Genomic DNA, 15,007 nt, shown 5'->3' on the forward strand with positions numbered 1-15,007 from the left:
CGGGGCGGGGGAGCGGCGGCGGGAGGGGAACGGGGGCGGTCCCGCCGAGAGGCGGGGCCGCCCCCGTGTCGGCCCGTCCGCCCTCCCAGTCGGGCGGACGGGCCACGGGACGGCCGCCCGCTTTCCCGGGGGCGGCCGTCCGGTCCATGGGCCCCGGTCTCAGCCGGCCACGAAGGCCCGGTACGGTTCCGCGCCCAGCAGGGTGACCCCGATGACCGCGCCGCGCGGAGAGGTGAACGTGCGCCGCTCGCCCCGGCGGGCGCCCAGCAGGGACGCCCCCAGCGGCGACTCCGGCGAGTACACCGTCATCCGGTCCGCGACGGACGCGTCCCGCAGGCCCAGCAGGAACTCCTCGGTCTCGTCCTCGCCGTCGTAGCGGATGGTGAGCACCTTGCCCGGCGCCGCGATCCCGTCGTCCGGGGCGGCCTCGTCCACCACGGCCTCGCTGAGCAGGCGCTCGATGGTGTGGACGCGGGCCTGCCGCACCGCCGGGTCGTGAATGTAGCGGGGCGCGGGGACTGTGCTCCCCGCGCCCCCGTCCGCCCCGGTGGTGTCCGGGTCGTCGTCGGGGAGGCCGCGCAGCACTCGCAGCTCCTCCTGGAGGCGTTCGTAGCCCTCCCTGGTCATCCATCGGTCGGTGGTCCTGGTCATGGAACGTTCCTTGTCTTCACGGGCCCACGCCACGGCTCGGTCCGTGGGTGGAGAAACACAGCGAGGGCCGGCGAGGGGGGTGCTGCCGCTCATTACCGAGTGTGTCCACGGCGGAGGGGGACGGGGTTATCCTGGGCCGACATTCCCGTGACCTGGTTTTGTCGAGATCCGACAACATCGTGGTGGGAGGGGGAGCGGGAGATGATCAACCTCGACCGGCTCGTCAACGTGCTGGGCGGGTACGGCGCCAGGCTGGTGGGCGCCGAGGGCCTGCGCCGCAGGGAGCTGCGCAGCGTCGCCATGCACGACCCCACCGACGACGCCCCGCCCCTGGGGGACGCGTTCCTCGCGGTCGGGGTGGACTCCGCGGCCGAGGCGGTCCGCCTCGCCGAGCAGGCGCGCGCCACCGTCGTCCTCCTCCGCTCCGCCGCGGACCCCGCGGACGACGTGCGCGAACACCTCCGGACGCGCGGGCTGGCCCTCCTCGTCGTCGACCCCGCGGTGTCCTGGAGCCAGATCTCCGGCGTCGTCTACGGCCTGGTGCTGGAGGGCCGCGAGACCGAGGCGGGACGCGGGCCCAGCGACCTGTTCACCCTCGCGGACACGGTCGCGGCCGAGGTCGGCGGACCGGTCACGATCGAGGACCGCTCCTCCCGCGTGGTCGCCTACTCCGCCTCCCAGGGGGACACCGACCGGGTGCGCCGGGCCACCGTGATCGACCGGAGGGCCCCGGAGGAGGTCCGGGAACGCCTCGCCGCCGACGGGGTGTTCGCCGGGCTGGCGGCCTCCGCCGAACCCCGCTTCGTCCCCGGTGTGCCCGAACTCGGGCTGGGCGGGCGCACGGCCGCGCCGATCCGCGTGGGGCGCGAACTCCTGGGCTCCCTGTGGGTGGTGTGCGACGCCCCGCTGGACGCCGGGCGCTCCCGCGCCCTGCGCGAGGGGGCGCACACGGTGGGACTCCACATGCTGCGCGCGAGGGTGAGCAGCGACCTGGAGCGCCAGGTGGAGTCGGAGTCGGTGATCGACCTGCTGGAGGGGTCGGCGGACCCGGCGCAGACGGCCGGCCGCCTCGGCCTGCCCGACACGGGCCTGCGGGTGATCGCGTTCCAGGCGAGGGCCAGGACCGAGCCGGAGGCGGCGATCCTGCACCTGTTCGAGCTGGTCACCACGGGTTTCGGGTGGTCGCGGCCCGGGCGCAGCACCCTGCTCGGAACGAACGTCTACACGGTGCTGCCGTGCGGGGACGACCCCTCGCCGGCGGTGGAGTGGGTGCGGTCGACGGTGCGCGGGCTGCCGGACCAGCTGGGCGTGGCCGCCGGCGTGGGCGGCGTCGCCGACCCCTCCGGCCTCCCGGCCAGCAGGCAGGAGGCGGACGAGTGCCTGACCCTGCACGGCCGGGGGGCGCACACGGCGCCCCCGGGACGGGGCGGGGCGCGCGGAGCGCCTGCCGCGGGGCCGGGGTCGCCGGGGCCCGCCGGGCCGGTGGTCTACGACGACGTCTGGCACGCGGTGCTGCTGCGCCGTCTGCGGCTGGTGGCCGAGGCGGGCAGGATGCCCACCCGCAACCCCGTCGCGGAACTGGTGCGCCACGACGCCGGGCACGGGACGGATTACGCGGGCACGCTGCGGGCGTGGCTGTACGCGCACGGCGACCTGGGGCGGGCCGCGGAGGCGCTGGACCTGCACCCCAACACGGTGCGGTACCGGCTGCGCCGCATGGGCGCGATCGCGCACCTGCCGCTGGACGACCCGGAGGCGCGGGTGGCGATGACCATCGCCCTCGCCGCCCTGGTCGAGGAGCCCTCCGCTCCCCCGGCCGGGCTCGGGCCCGGACTCTCCTGAGGCCGACCGGGCGCGCACGGTCCCGGCGGGGGACTCCGCGAGGAGAGGGGCGCGGGCGCCGGGCCGCTCCACGCCGTGGCGGGGCTCCCGGCCAGGCGAGCGGCGCGGCGAAGGCCCCGGGCGCCGGGGAGCGCGACGGGTGCGGCCGGACGGCCCGGGCCGGGGGTCGGCACCGGCGTCCGGCCGCCCCCGCACCGCCGGACGGGAGACGACGTCCGGGCCGGAGAGGGCTCTCCGGCCCCGCCGAGGTCACTCCGGCCCCGGCCGGACCTCCTGGTCAGGGGGGACGACGGTGACGCCGTGGTCCCGGTGGTGCGGGTCCGCGCCGCCCCCGGCCCCGGGGCCGGGGGGAGGCCCCGGAAGGGGACCGGACGGTGCGGCCGGGCCCGGCCGTCCGCCGCCCCCGGCCGCTTCCCGTCCCGCCTCCTCGCGCAGGCGGGCCTCGCTCCGGCCCCGCCTGACCGCCGTCACGACGATGACGACCGGCCCGGCGACGATCCCCGCCAGGGACAGCAGCGCCAGGGCCCCGAGCCCGGAGTCCCGGCGGGAGTTCGCGGCCTCCGCCGTGGCGATGTCGCCCACCGCGTAGGAGACGCCCGGGTCCCCGTCGCAGACGAGCGTGTACTCGCCGGGGACGGGGGTGTCGACGGCGTCGACCAGCCTCCAGCCGTCGGACTCGTAGGAGAGTCCGGGGAAGCTGAAGGGGTGGTCGGCCGGGTCGCTCCCCTCCACCGTGCAGTCGTAGTGGTGGGAGGCGTCGCCGGGCGACACCCACAGCCCCCAGGCCCCGTCCTCGCCCTCGGCCGCCTCGAAGGAGATCTCGCCGCGGGTCTCGACCTGCCCGGCGAAGTCCGGGAGCGTGCTGCCCGAGGCCGTCATCGCCCACAGGGTGAGGGCCCCGGCCGCGATGCCCCCGGGGACGCACAGCCCGCCGATCCAGAACCACCGGGGGCGGGGGCGTACCGCACTCCGGTCGATCCGGGGGCGGAACGGGGGAAGCGGCGGTCCCGCGTGGACCGGACCGGCGCCGTACGCCCCGTGCGCGGCGGGCCCTCCGCGGGCGCCCGCCCCCCGGGGCGGGTGCGGGTACCGCGCCCGGCGGAGCGCCGCCGCCCGGCTGTAGCGCACCAGGAAGACGACCAGGAGGACGACCAGGCTCGCGATGAAGCCGAGCACCGGCGTCACGATCCCGAAGAAGATCTCCGGCGGGGTGTCCTCCTCGCCCGAGAGGAGGAGGACGCCGAAGGCGAGGGTGGCCGGGAAGATCAGGCCGCCCGCCCAGTACCAGTGCCTGCCGGGGCGCAGCGCGCGCTCGGGGGAGGCGGGGCCGCCCCGGGGCGGTTGGACCGGGGACTCGTCCGTGCCGTGCGGCGCCGGGGGAGAGAAGCGGGGACGGGGAGCGGAGGGGGAGGGGGGAGAGGACATGGCCCGTATTGTGCCACCGGGTGACGACGGAGCGTGGACGTCCGGACGGCGGCGGGCGGCCGCGTTCCGCCGTCCGGGGCCGCTGCCCGCGGGGACCCTGCCCCGGGCCGCTCTCCCCCGTGGCCCGGCCCCGCCGCGCGGGTGCGGGACGGAGCTGCGGGGGCGCTCCCCCCGCCCGGACGCCCGCCCCGTGCGCCCCGTCCGCCGTGTGCGGGGCGGCACGACGGCGTGCACGCGCACGACCGGGCCCCTGATCCGCCCCGGGCCGCTCCCCCTCCCGGCCCGGCCCGGCTGCTGGGGCGGGGGCGGATTCCCGGCGGTCCCCCTCCGGCCCTGCGTCCCGCTGCTCGCACGTGGACGGACCTCCGGCCGTTCTCCTCCGGCCGTTCTCCTCCGGCCCGGGCGCGGCTGCCCGGAACGGGACGGGGGTCCGGCCGCTCTCCTCCGGTCCTGCGCTCCGCCGTCCGGGCGGGGAGGACCTCCGGCCGTTCTCGCGGAACCACTTGTCAGGAGGGGCGGGCGCGGCTTCAATCGGGGGGTCGGGGCGGTCCGCCGGCACGGTCCGCCGTCGTCTCGACGAAGGGGGCGCCGTGATGTCCGGGACGTGGAACGCGTGGTCGTGGGACGCCGACCCCGAGGCCGTGCGCCGCGACGTGGCCGCCGCGCACGAGCGCTTCACCGACTCCGGCCGGGTCAGCGGCCCCGTCCGGGCGGTCGTCGGCGAGTCCTGGAGGCGCAGCGTCCTGCACGGCGTCGACCCCGACACCACCGTGCCCCGGATCGAGCTCGCCGGGCACGCCCTGCGGGAGCACCGCGACGCCCACCCGCTGGCCGCCGCCATGCCGCTGCTGCGCCGGCTCCTGGTCGACACCGCGCCCGGGCCGCAGATCGTCGCGGTCGGCGACGCCGCGGGACGCCTGCTGTGGGTGGAGGGCGACCACCGGCTGCGCGACAGCGCGGAGGCCATGCGCTTCGTGGAGGGCGCCAACTGGCACGAGCGGTCCGCGGGGACCAACGCGCCCGGCACCGCCCTCGCCCTCGACCACGAGGTCCAGGTGTTCGCGAGCGAGCACTTCTCCAGGGGCGTGCAGCGCTGGAGCTGCTCGGCCGCGCCCCTCCACGACCCCTGCACCGGGGAGGTCCTGGGCGTCCTCGACATCACGGGCGAGGACCACCTCGCCTCCCCGCAGGCCCTCGCCCTGGTGCGGACGGCCGCCGCCGCGGTGGAGATGGAGCTGCGGGCCCTGCGGCTCGGCTCGCTCCCTCCCCGTCCCCGGACCGCGCCCGGGGACCGCGGCGCGCACCGGCCCCCGGGCGTGAAGGGGACCGGCGGCGCCCGCCCCGTGCCGCCCCCGGGACGGGGCCCCTCGGCGGGACCCGCGCTGCGGGTCCTGGGCCGCGCCGGGGCCCTGATCTCCCTCGACGGCGGCGAGGCGGAGCTGAGCGTCCGCCACTCCGAGATCCTCCTCCTGCTCGCCCGCAGTCCGCGCGGCCTCACCGGTGAGGAGCTCGGGGCACGGCTGAACGAGCACGACGCCTCCCCGGTCACCGTCCGCGCGGAGATGTCGCGGCTGCGCCGCCTGCTCGGCCCCGGTCTTCTCGCGTCACGCCCCTACCGCCTGCTCCGCCCGCCGTCCACCGACATCGACGAGGTCCGGCGCCACCTGGCGGAGGGCTCCTACCGGAGGGCGCTGGAGGTCTACGCCGGGCCGGTCCTCCCCCGGTCGGAGGCGCCGGGGGTGGCGGAGATCCGCGACGCCCTCCAGGCGGAGGTGTGCGAGGTGCTCGGGGCCAACGCCCCGCCGAGCGTGCTCCTGGCCTGGTCGGAGGACCCCGAGTGGCGCGACGACCCCCGGGTGGTGACCGCGGCGCTGCGCTCCCTCGACCCCGGGTCCCCCCGCCACGCCGCCCTCCGGGGAAGGCTGCGCTGGCTCGGCGGCTGAACCCGCCCCGCCCCCGCAACGTGGTCGCAACGTCGCCGTGACTAGCGTCACCGGCCCCAGATCCCTCGGGAGCGGGCGCCGGACGCACCACCGGCCCCCGCCCGAAGAAGGAGGCCACCATGGCGGTCTACGCTCCCCCCGGACAGCCGGGGAGCATCGTCGAGTACGCGCCGCGCTACGACAACTGGATCGGCGGCGACTGGGTCGCGCCCGTGCGGGGCCGCTACTTCGAGAACCCCACGCCCGTCACCGGGCAGACCTTCACGGAGGTCGCCCGCAGCGGAGCCGAGGACGTCGAGCTCGCCCTCGACGCCGCCCACGGGGCCGCCCCCGCCTGGGGCCGCACCTCGCCGGCCGAGCGGGCCCTCGTCCTCCACCGCATCGCGGACCGGATCGAGGACAACCTGGAGAGGCTGGCCGTCGCGGAGTCCTGGGAGAACGGCAAGCCCGTCCGCGAGTGCCTGGCCGCCGACCTCCCGCTGGCCGTGGACCACTTCCGCTACTTCGCCGGGGCGATCCGCGCGCAGGAGGGGCACAACTCCCAGATCGACGGCGACACCGTCGCGTACCACTTCCAGGAGCCCCTGGGCGTGGTCGCGCAGATCATCCCGTGGAACTTCCCCCTGCTCATGGCCACCTGGAAGCTGGCGCCCGCGCTCGCCGCGGGCAACGCCGTGGTCCTCAAGCCCGCCGAGCAGACCCCGGCCTCCGTCATGCTCCTGGTCGGGCTGATCGCCGACCTGCTGCCGCCGGGCGTGCTCAACGTCGTCAACGGCTTCGGCGTGGAGGCGGGGAAACCGCTGGCCGCCAGCCCCCGGGTGCGCAAGGTCGCCTTCACCGGTGAGACCACCACCGGGCGCCTGATCATGCAGTACGCGTCGGAGAACCTCGTCCCGGTCACCCTGGAGCTGGGCGGGAAGAGCCCCAACCTCTTCTTCGCCGACGTCGCCGCGGCCGAGGACGCGTTCTACGACAAGGCGCTGGAGGGCTTCGCGATGTTCGCCCTCAACCAGGGCGAGGTGTGCACCTGCCCCTCCCGCGCGCTCGTGCAGGACTCCTTCTACGACAAGTTCATGGGCGACGCCCTGGAGCGGGTCGGCCGGATCGTGCAGGGCGACCCGCTCGACACCGGCACCATGCTCGGCGCGCAGGCCAGCAACGACCAGCTGGAGAAGATCCTCTCCTACGTCGACATCGGCCGGCAGGAGGGCGCCGAGGTGCTCGCCGGGGGAGAGCGGGTCGACCTCGGCGGCGCCCTCTCCGGCGGCTACTACATGGCCCCGACCGTGTTCGCGGGGCGGAACGGCATGCGCGTCTTCCAGGAGGAGATCTTCGGCCCGGTGGTGTCCGTCGCCCGCTTCGACGGCTACGACGACGCCGTCAGGACCGCCAACGACACCCTGTACGGGCTGGGGGCGGGGGTGTGGACGCGCGACGGCAACACCGCCTACCGCGCCGGCCGCGACATCCAGGCCGGCCGCGTGTGGGTGAACAACTACCACGCCTACCCCGCGCACGCGGCGTTCGGCGGCTACAAGCAGTCGGGCATCGGGCGCGAGAACCACAAGATGATGCTCGACCACTACCAGCAGACGAAGAACCTGCTGGTCAGCTACTCGGACCAGGCGGCGGGGCTCTTCTGATGGGCGCCCCGGGCAGCGGTGCGGAGGTGGAGCGGGTCGCCGTCACCGAGGAGGCCGCGGCCCTGCTCCGCGAGCTGCGCGACGAACACGGGCCGCTCATGTTCCACCAGTCCGGCGGGTGCTGCGACGGCAGTTCGCCGATGTGCTATCCGGCGGGGGAGTTCCGCACGGGCGACTCGGACGTCCACCTGGGCGACCTGGACGCGGGCACGCCCGAACCGGTGCCGGTGTGGATGTCCCGCTCGCAGTTCGCGGTGTGGAGCCACACCCACCTGACCATCGACGTCGTCCCGGGGCGGGGCGCGGGCTTCTCCCTGGAGGCGCCGACCGGCCGCCGGTTCCTCCTACGGTCGAGGCTGATGGCCGACGGGGAGGCCGAACGCCCCGCACGGTGACCCGTGCGCGCGGACCCCGGTCCGCGCGCACGCGCGGCCGCCCGCTGGGGCGCGGTGGGCGGCGGCACGCGGAACGGCCGGGGGAGGACCTCCTCCCCCGGCCGTTCCCCTCTCCGGTGCGGACCGGCGCCCCGGCCGCCCGGCTCAGGCCTGCGTCTCGGGGAGCCCTTCGCCGCCGCCGTCGGACCGGCGCTTGGCGGCCAGCCGGTCGGCCAGCTCGTCCCGGACGATCAGGTCCTCGCGGACGCGCCCGGTCCGGTAGGCCACCCGGGCGGCGATGTGGCCGGCCACGGGGACCGTCACCACCTGGAACAGGCCCACCAGGAGCAGCGTCCCGACGTTGAACACGTTGGTCTCCTCCGGGATCAGCCGGATGCCGATCCCGACCAGGACCAGCAGGAGCCCCAGCACCTGCGGCTTCGCCGCGGTGTGCATGCGGGAGAGCAGGTCGGGGAAGCGGATCAGGCCCACCCCGGCGACGAGGGAGAGCAGCGCCCCGGCCAGCAGGCACAGGATCGCGATCCAGTCCAGGACGGCGACGACCTGGTCGCTCATGACGAACCCCCTTCCTCGGGGGTCGGGGCCGGGGGCTCGGTCGGCGTGGCCACGTGCTCCTCCGGGCGGCGGGCGACGAACTTCGCGATGCTGATCGAGCCGATGAAGCCCAGCAGCGACAGCACCAGCAGGGTCGGCAGGACCGTCGGGTCGCGGTGGAAGGCCGCGTAGGCGCCGATGCCGGTCAGCGCCGAGGCGAGCAGCACGTCCACGGACAGCGCACGGTCCAGGATGCTGGGGCCGATCACCATACGGGTCACGCCCAGCAGGACGGCCGCCCCGAGCAGGAGGCCGATGGCGATCCACAGGACGTTCACGCGTCCTCCCTCCGGTTGTCGACGGTCGGTCCGGCACGGAGCGCGTCGATGTCCTCCCGGGTGCCCAGGGCCATCACGATGCGCTCCTCCAGCTTCCAGATGTCCTCCCGGCCGGCCTCGATGCCCCTCTCGTCGTCCGCGCCGAGCAGGTGCACGTACAGGATGTGGTTCGGCTGGGAGACCTCGACGATCACACTGCCGGGGATGATCGAGCTGGCGATCGCCGTGCACACCAGCATCAGGTCGGCCTCGGTGCGCAGCGGCACCGCGACCACCGAGCTGCGCACGGGGCCGGGGGAGAGGGTCTGCACCGTCACCCGGAAGCTGGCCACGGCCATCTTGCCGAACACGTACACGAGCATGCGGACCAGGTGCACCGGCCGGAACCGGAACCCCGGGGTGATCGGCGGCAGCGGGAAGACCAGCATGATCAGGACCGACACCAGGAACCCCAGGACCAGCAGGCCGAGGGACTCGAAGCGCAGCTGGAAGCCGTCGAACAGCAGGAGCCACACCAGGGTCATGCCGAGCGCCACCGGGACCTGGACCTTGCCCAGGCGCCGCCGCAGGGCGGCCAGGCCCATTCTCTTCTTCGCCTTCAGGTCGATCACCGGGCGCCTCCGAGAACCGCCTCGACGTACGGGGTCCGGGCCATCAGCTCCACCGCCGCCTCCGAGGAGTAGTGGATCAGCGGGCCCGCGAACACGGTCAGGGCCAGGCCGAACGCGACCAGAGCGACCGTGGCGCCGACCATGCTCTTGGGCAGGACCACGGACGTCACGACCGGGCCCGCCAGGGTCGAGGTGTCGCCGAGCCGGGAGGACGGGCCGACCGCCTCGCCCGGCCCCAGGGCCGCGGTCGACGCGTCGTCGGCCTCGACGTCCTCCAGCACGGTGCCGGGCTCGGCCACCATGCCCTCGGAGGGCGTCCGCCAGAACGCGTAGTTCCACACCCGCGCGATCACGTACAGGGTCAGGAGGCTGGTGAGGACCGAGGCCCCGACCAGCGTGTAGGCGAGCGGCGTGCCCGCCTCCACACCGGCCTGGAGCAGGCCGATCTTGCCCAGGAAGCCCGACAGCGGCGGGATGCCGCCCAGGTTCATCGCGGGGATGAAGAACAGGACCGCCAGCACCGGCGCGATCCGCCCCAGCCCGCCCAGCTGGTCCAGCGACGTCGAACCGCCCCGGCGCTCGATGAGCCCCGTGACCAGGAACAGCGTCGTCTGCACGGTGATGTGGTGCGCCACGTAGAACACCGCTCCGGCCAGGCCGTGCTCGCTGCCGAGCGCCACGCCGAACAGCATGTAGCCGATATGGCTGATCAGCGTGAACGACAGCAGACGCTTGATGTCGGTCTGCGCGACCGCGCCGAGGATGCCCATGATCATGGTGGCCAGGGCCACCCACATGAGCAGGTCGTTGAGGACCTCGCCCGGGAAGAAGAGCGTCTGTGCGCGGATGATCGCGTACACGCCCACCTTGGTGAGCAGGCCCGCGAACACCGCCGTGACCGGCGCGGGGGCGGTCGGATAGGAGTCGGGGAGCCAGGCGGCCAGCGGGAAGACCGCCGCCTTGATGCCGAACGCGAACAGCAGCATCACCTGGAGGACGACCCTGAGGTCGGGGGAGATCTCCGGGAGGCGCTCGGCGAGCTGCGCCATGTTGACCGTGCCGGTGGCCCCGAAGATCAGCGCGATGGCGATCAGGAACAGCACCGACGACACCAGCGACACGACCACGTAGATGGCGCCCGCCCGCATCCGCGACTGGGTGCCGCCCAGGGTCAGCAGCACGTAGCTGGCGGTCAGCAGGATCTCGAACCCGACGTACAGGTTGAACAGGTCACCGGCGAGGAAGGCGTTGGAGACGCCGGCCACCAGGATCAGGTAGGTCGGCTGGTACACCGACAGCGGCGCGACCTCGGCCTTGCCCGCCATGCCCTGGCCGATCGAGTAGACGAGCACGGCGAGCGTGATCGCCGCCGAGACCGTCACCATCAGGGCGGACAGCTGGTCGGCGACCAGGGTGATGCCGATGGGCGCCTCCCAGCCGCCCACCTGCACGGCCTGCGGGCCGAACTCGTAGGCGCCCAGCATCAGGGCGAACCCGATGAGCAGGACCAGGGCCAGCGAGATGACGCTCAGCCACTGCTGGACCCGCGGCCAGCGGATGCCGAGGGCCAGCTTGACCCCGGCCGCGAACAGCGGGAGCACCACCGGCAGGGGGATGAGGTAGTGCACGAAACCGACGAGGTATTCCCCATCCATGATCAGTCACTCCCTTGCAGGTCGCTGTCCTCGGCGCGGGCCAGGCGCTCGCGCTCGGCCGACATGGTCTGGCGCGCCTGGCGCCGCTGCGAGCGGATACGGCGGCGCAGCTCGCGCCACAGCTCGCGTTCGGCGGCCCGGTCGGCGCGGCGGTGCTCGCGCAGCCGCCTGCGTCCCAGGCGGATGCGCCCGCGCAGCTCCTGCACCTGGGCGGTCATGCTCTCCGTGCGGTCGGTGAGCCTGCGCATGGTCTCCTGCGACCGCTCGTCCGGCCCGCTCTCCTCGGCCTCGACCTCGTAGCGGGCCAGTTCGGCCTGGGCCGCCGCGATCTCCGCCTTGATGCGGGCCTGCTCGGCCAGCTCCTGGGCGTCGGCGGCGGCGATGGTCGCCTGGAGTTCGGCGCGCTGGCGGCGGATGTCGGCCTGGAGCCTGCGGCGCTCCTTGGCGAAGCGCTGCCGCACCGCGCGGCGGCCCTCGCCCTGCACGATCCTGATGTCCTCGGCGTCGTCCTGGACCTCGTCGTTGCCTTCGAGCTGCCAGTTCCGGTACGCCATCGCCAGCAGGAACGCGGTGATGCCGAGGGTGATGACGATCGCCGTCAGGATCATCGCCTGCGGCAGCGGATCGGTCATCTCCTCCGGCTCGGACAGCCACAGGATCGGCGGTTCGCCGGCCTCCCCCGCCATGGACAGGATCATCAGGTTGACGCCGTTGCTCATCACGATGAACCCGAGCAGCACACGGGTGAGGCTGCGCTCCAGCAGGAGCACGACCCCCACCGCGACGAGCACGCCGACGAGGACGACGAGGATCAGGCTGGGTGACTCGTTCACGAGGTGACCTCCTCGGCACGTGCGGGCGCCCCGGCCCCGGCGTCCTCCTCCGCGTGTGCGGCGTCCCTCTCGATCTGTTCGTCGATGCGGGCGCCGAGACTGCGCAGGATGTCCAGGATCAGGCCGATCACCAGCAGGTACACGCCGACGTCGAAGAGCATGGACACGGTGACGTGGGCCTCGCCCAGGATCCAGAAGTCGATGTAGGCGTCCCCTCCCGCGAGGACGTCGGTGCCGAAGATCGCCCCGCCCAGCGCCGTGCCGGTGGCCAGCGCCAGCCCGGCGCCGATCAGGGCCCCCGGCTGCACCCAGGCCGTGGCGTACAGCTCGAAACGGCCTCCGGCGAGGTAGCGGACGATGAACGCCAGACCGGCGACGATGCCGCCCGCGAACCCGCCGCCGACCGCCGTGTGGCCGGTGAGCAGCAGGTACACGGAGATCACCATGATCACCGGGAAGAGGAAGCGCGAGACGACCTCGAAGATGACCGACCGGCGCTCGGTGGGCAGGGCGTCCGCGCCTGGCAGCCAGGCGTTGTTCCACCTGGGCTTGATGTGCAGGCTGTCCGGCGCCATCCGCAGCTCGCCCAGGTCGATGCTGCTCCGGTCGCCGGCGGGCTCCGGGGACTTGGTGACGGACACCGCCATCACGCCGCCCGGCGCCTTGCGGGGCTGCGCCCGGCGGCGCACGAACATCAGGCTGGCGACACCGGCGGCCGCGGCGGCGAGCACCGAGATCTCGCCCATGGTGTCCCACGCGCGGACGTCGACCAGCAGCACCGAGATGATGTTGTACCCGCCGGCCTCCTCGGCGGCGGCCGGGTACCCCTCGGAGACCGAGGGCGCCTGCCGCGCCGCGAGGGCGAACCAGGTCATGGTGGCGACCAGGATGCCGGTCGCGCCGCCGATGGCCATGTTCCACACCCGGCGGCCGCGCAGCGCGGGCGCCGAGAAGAGGGAGGGCAGCCGGCGCAGGACCAGGACGAAGACCACCAGGCTGACGGTCTCCACCAGGAACTGGGTGAGCGCGATGTCCGGCGCGCCCATCAGGTAGAAGAGGGCGGCGATGCCGTAGCCCCCGGTGCCGACGAGGATCACCGCGAACAGCCGCCGCCGCACGAACAGGGCCAGCAGGGCCGTTCCGGCGACGATCACCGCCGGGATGACCTGGACCGGGGTGTCCCAGAGGCGCACCTCGGGGTGCGGGCCCTCCCAGATGCGGCCGCTGACCATCCACCAGCCCGCGGCGACGACGAGGGAGACCAGGACCGTGCCGAGGTAGACCGGCAGCGAACCGCGCTGGGTCCGGCCGGTGACCTGGAGCGCCAGGTTCTCCAGTGCCGCGAGCATCCGCCGGTAGATCCGGTCGGGGTCGACGAAGGAGGTGCGGGTGCCGATCCACACGACCTGGTGGCGGAAGTAGAACAGCACGAGGCCGACCGCGACGCAGACGGCGGACAGCAGGAGCGGGAGCTCGAAGCCGTGCCACAGCGCCAGGTGCGTGGCGTACGCGCCGGGCGCGAGGGGCACCGTGTCCGCGTAGCGGGCGAGGAGGACGTCGAGTGCGTGGGAGAGGGGACCGCCCAGCAGGCCGAGCGCGGCCATGGCCGCGGCGGGCGCCAGGAAGAGCGCTCCGGGGGCGTGCACCGGGGTGTCCGGGACGTCCTCCTTGACGGCGAACGCCCCCCACAGGAAGCGCAGGCTGTAGGCGACCGTGAGGACGGAGCCGGTGACGATGCCGACGAGGACGGCGGTGTCGAAGGGACCGCCCTCGGTGAAGGCGCCGAAGGCCAGCTCCTTGGCGGCGAAACCGAGGGTGGGGGGCAGGCCCGCCATCGAGGCGAGCGCCAGGACCGAGATCCAGAAGGTCCCGGGCATGGAGGTGCGCAGGCCGGAGAGCTCACGCAGGTCGCGGGTGCCGGTGCTGTGGTCGATGATGCCGACCACGAGGAACAGCGGCGCCTTGAACAGCGAGTGCGCGATGAGCATGGAGACGCCGGCGAGGGCCGCGGCCCGGGTGCCCGCGCCGAGCAGGACGATGAGGAAGCCGAGCTGGCTGATGGTGCCGTAGGCCAGGACGAGCTTGAGGTCGTACTGGCGCAGCGCCTTCCAGCCCCCGAGCAGCATGGTGAGCACGCCGAAGAACAGCGCCGACCAGGTCCAGACGGCGGAGTCGGGGAAGGCCGGGGTGAGCCGTGCGACCAGGTAGACGCCGGCCTTGACCATCGCCGCCGCGTGCAGGTAGCCGGAGACCGGCGTGGGCGCGCGCATGGCGGCGGGCAGCCACAGGCTGAACGGGAAGAGCGCCGACTTGGACATCGCGCCGACCATCACGAGGGCGAGCGCGACGTCGACCAGGACGCCCGACGGCGGGGCGGCGACGAGCTCGGAGATCACGTAGGTCCCGGCGGTCTCGCCGAGCACGATCATGCCGACCAGCATGGCCAGGCCGCCGAAGGTGGTGACGGTCAGGGCCGTCATCGCCGAGCGGCGGCTCTCCTTGAGCTCCGTGTTGTGCCCGATGAGGAGGTAGGAGAAGACCGTGGTCAGCTCCCAGTACACGAAGAGCTGGATGAGGTCGTCGGCCAGGACCAGGCCGAGCATGGCCCCGGCGAAGGCGACGAACACACCGGCGAAGCGGCCCAGGCCGGGCTCGGAGTCGTTGAAGTAGCGGGCGCAGTAGACCAGGATCAGCGTGCCCACGCCGGCGGCGATGAGCGTCATGACCAGGCCGAGCGTGTCCATGTACAGGCCGAGCCTGAGCGAGAACTCGGGGGCCCACGCCATGGAGGACGAGAGCTCACCGCCGCGCAGGACGACCGGGGTCTGGAAGAGGGCCCAGACGGTGGACGCGCCGGGGACGACGGCGAGGGCGAAGAACGCGTTGCGGCCCCACTGGCGTACCAGTAAGGGTGCGATCGCCGCTGCGATGAAATGCGCGATCAGCACTGTTGTCAATGCGCCCCTCCCGGACCGGTCCGGGCCCGCCCGGTGCCGGACGGACGTCCACTGCCCCCAGCGGCGGTCCTCGTCGTCCACAAGCGGACGCGTGGACGGGGTGTCGCTACGGTTTGTGGGGGCATGGATGTTTATGAACTTGCGTGCTTAAGCTATTTAATAGCTAGACTACACAAACGT

The 15,007-nt window shown here is 74.1% G+C and carries 12 protein-coding genes; 4 read left to right on the forward strand and 8 right to left on the reverse strand.

Annotated features, from left to right (window positions below; all coding sequences use genetic code 11):
* Positions 1-159: 159 nt before the first annotated feature.
* Positions 160-651: a GreA/GreB family elongation factor gene (locus ACIRPH_RS21160; RefSeq protein WP_402916807.1), complete on the reverse strand. Its 492-nt coding sequence runs from the start codon at positions 649-651 to the stop codon at positions 160-162.
* 201 nt (positions 652-852) lie between these two features.
* Between ACIRPH_RS21160 and ACIRPH_RS21165 the strand changes: the two genes are divergently transcribed.
* Positions 853-2,493 (forward strand): helix-turn-helix domain-containing protein, encoded by a 1,641-nt coding sequence (locus tag ACIRPH_RS21165; protein WP_402916809.1) that lies wholly within the window; start codon positions 853-855, stop codon positions 2,491-2,493.
* Between the two features lie 249 nt (positions 2,494-2,742).
* Here ACIRPH_RS21165 and ACIRPH_RS21170 read toward each other — a convergent pair whose 3' ends face one another.
* A complete protein-coding gene (locus ACIRPH_RS21170; RefSeq protein ID WP_402916811.1) occupies positions 2,743-3,918 on the reverse strand; it encodes a hypothetical protein in 1,176 nt (391 codons plus the stop codon).
* A 593-nt stretch (positions 3,919-4,511) separates the two neighbouring features.
* Here ACIRPH_RS21170 and ACIRPH_RS21175 point away from each other — a divergent pair.
* The 3 genes from ACIRPH_RS21175 (at position 4,512) to ACIRPH_RS21185 (ending at position 7,899) form a co-directional block, all read left to right on the forward strand.
* Positions 4,512-5,861 carry a GAF domain-containing protein gene (locus ACIRPH_RS21175; protein ID WP_402916813.1) on the forward strand — a complete coding sequence of 450 codons (1,350 nt, stop codon included), beginning with the start codon at positions 4,512-4,514 and terminating at the stop codon, positions 5,859-5,861.
* A 119-nt stretch (positions 5,862-5,980) separates the two neighbouring features.
* Positions 5,981-7,504, forward strand: a complete 1,524-nt coding sequence (locus ACIRPH_RS21180; protein WP_402916815.1) for an aldehyde dehydrogenase family protein — start codon at positions 5,981-5,983, stop codon at positions 7,502-7,504.
* Entirely contained in the window at positions 7,504-7,899 is a 396-nt protein-coding gene (locus ACIRPH_RS21185; protein ID WP_402916817.1) for a DUF779 domain-containing protein, read from the forward strand. Before ACIRPH_RS21180 ends, ACIRPH_RS21185 begins: the two co-directional genes overlap by 1 nt.
* Before the next feature lie 144 nt (positions 7,900-8,043).
* Here ACIRPH_RS21185 and mnhG read toward each other — a convergent pair whose 3' ends face one another.
* From mnhG to ACIRPH_RS21215, 6 genes are read right to left on the reverse strand one after another with little or no spacing between them, the layout of a single operon-like run.
* Positions 8,044-8,454: a monovalent cation/H(+) antiporter subunit G gene (gene mnhG, locus ACIRPH_RS21190; RefSeq protein WP_402916819.1), complete on the reverse strand. Its 411-nt coding sequence runs from the start codon at positions 8,452-8,454 to the stop codon at positions 8,044-8,046.
* Positions 8,451-8,771, reverse strand: coding sequence for a monovalent cation/H+ antiporter complex subunit F (locus ACIRPH_RS21195; protein ID WP_402916821.1), 321 nt, complete (start codon positions 8,769-8,771; stop codon positions 8,451-8,453). The genes mnhG and ACIRPH_RS21195 overlap by 4 nt, the downstream gene beginning before the upstream one ends.
* Complete coding sequence (locus ACIRPH_RS21200; protein WP_402916823.1) at positions 8,768-9,382, reverse strand: Na+/H+ antiporter subunit E; 615 nt, start codon at positions 9,380-9,382, stop codon at positions 8,768-8,770. The genes ACIRPH_RS21195 and ACIRPH_RS21200 overlap by 4 nt, the downstream gene beginning before the upstream one ends.
* Positions 9,379-11,037: a Na+/H+ antiporter subunit D gene (locus ACIRPH_RS21205; protein WP_402916825.1), complete on the reverse strand. Its 1,659-nt coding sequence runs from the start codon at positions 11,035-11,037 to the stop codon at positions 9,379-9,381. Before ACIRPH_RS21205 ends, ACIRPH_RS21200 begins: the two co-directional genes overlap by 4 nt.
* Positions 11,038-11,039: 2 nt before the next feature.
* Positions 11,040-11,870 (reverse strand): Na(+)/H(+) antiporter subunit C, encoded by an 831-nt coding sequence (locus tag ACIRPH_RS21210; protein ID WP_267946916.1) that lies wholly within the window; start codon positions 11,868-11,870, stop codon positions 11,040-11,042.
* Positions 11,867-14,818, reverse strand: a complete 2,952-nt coding sequence (locus tag ACIRPH_RS21215; RefSeq protein WP_402916934.1) for a Na+/H+ antiporter subunit A — start codon at positions 14,816-14,818, stop codon at positions 11,867-11,869. Before ACIRPH_RS21215 ends, ACIRPH_RS21210 begins: the two co-directional genes overlap by 4 nt.
* Positions 14,819-15,007: the final 189 nt, after the last annotated feature.

Origin of the sequence: Nocardiopsis sp. NPDC101807 (assembly GCF_044766605.1) — a bacterium.
Taxonomy (GTDB): domain Bacteria; phylum Actinomycetota; class Actinomycetes; order Streptosporangiales; family Streptosporangiaceae; genus Nocardiopsis; species Nocardiopsis tropica.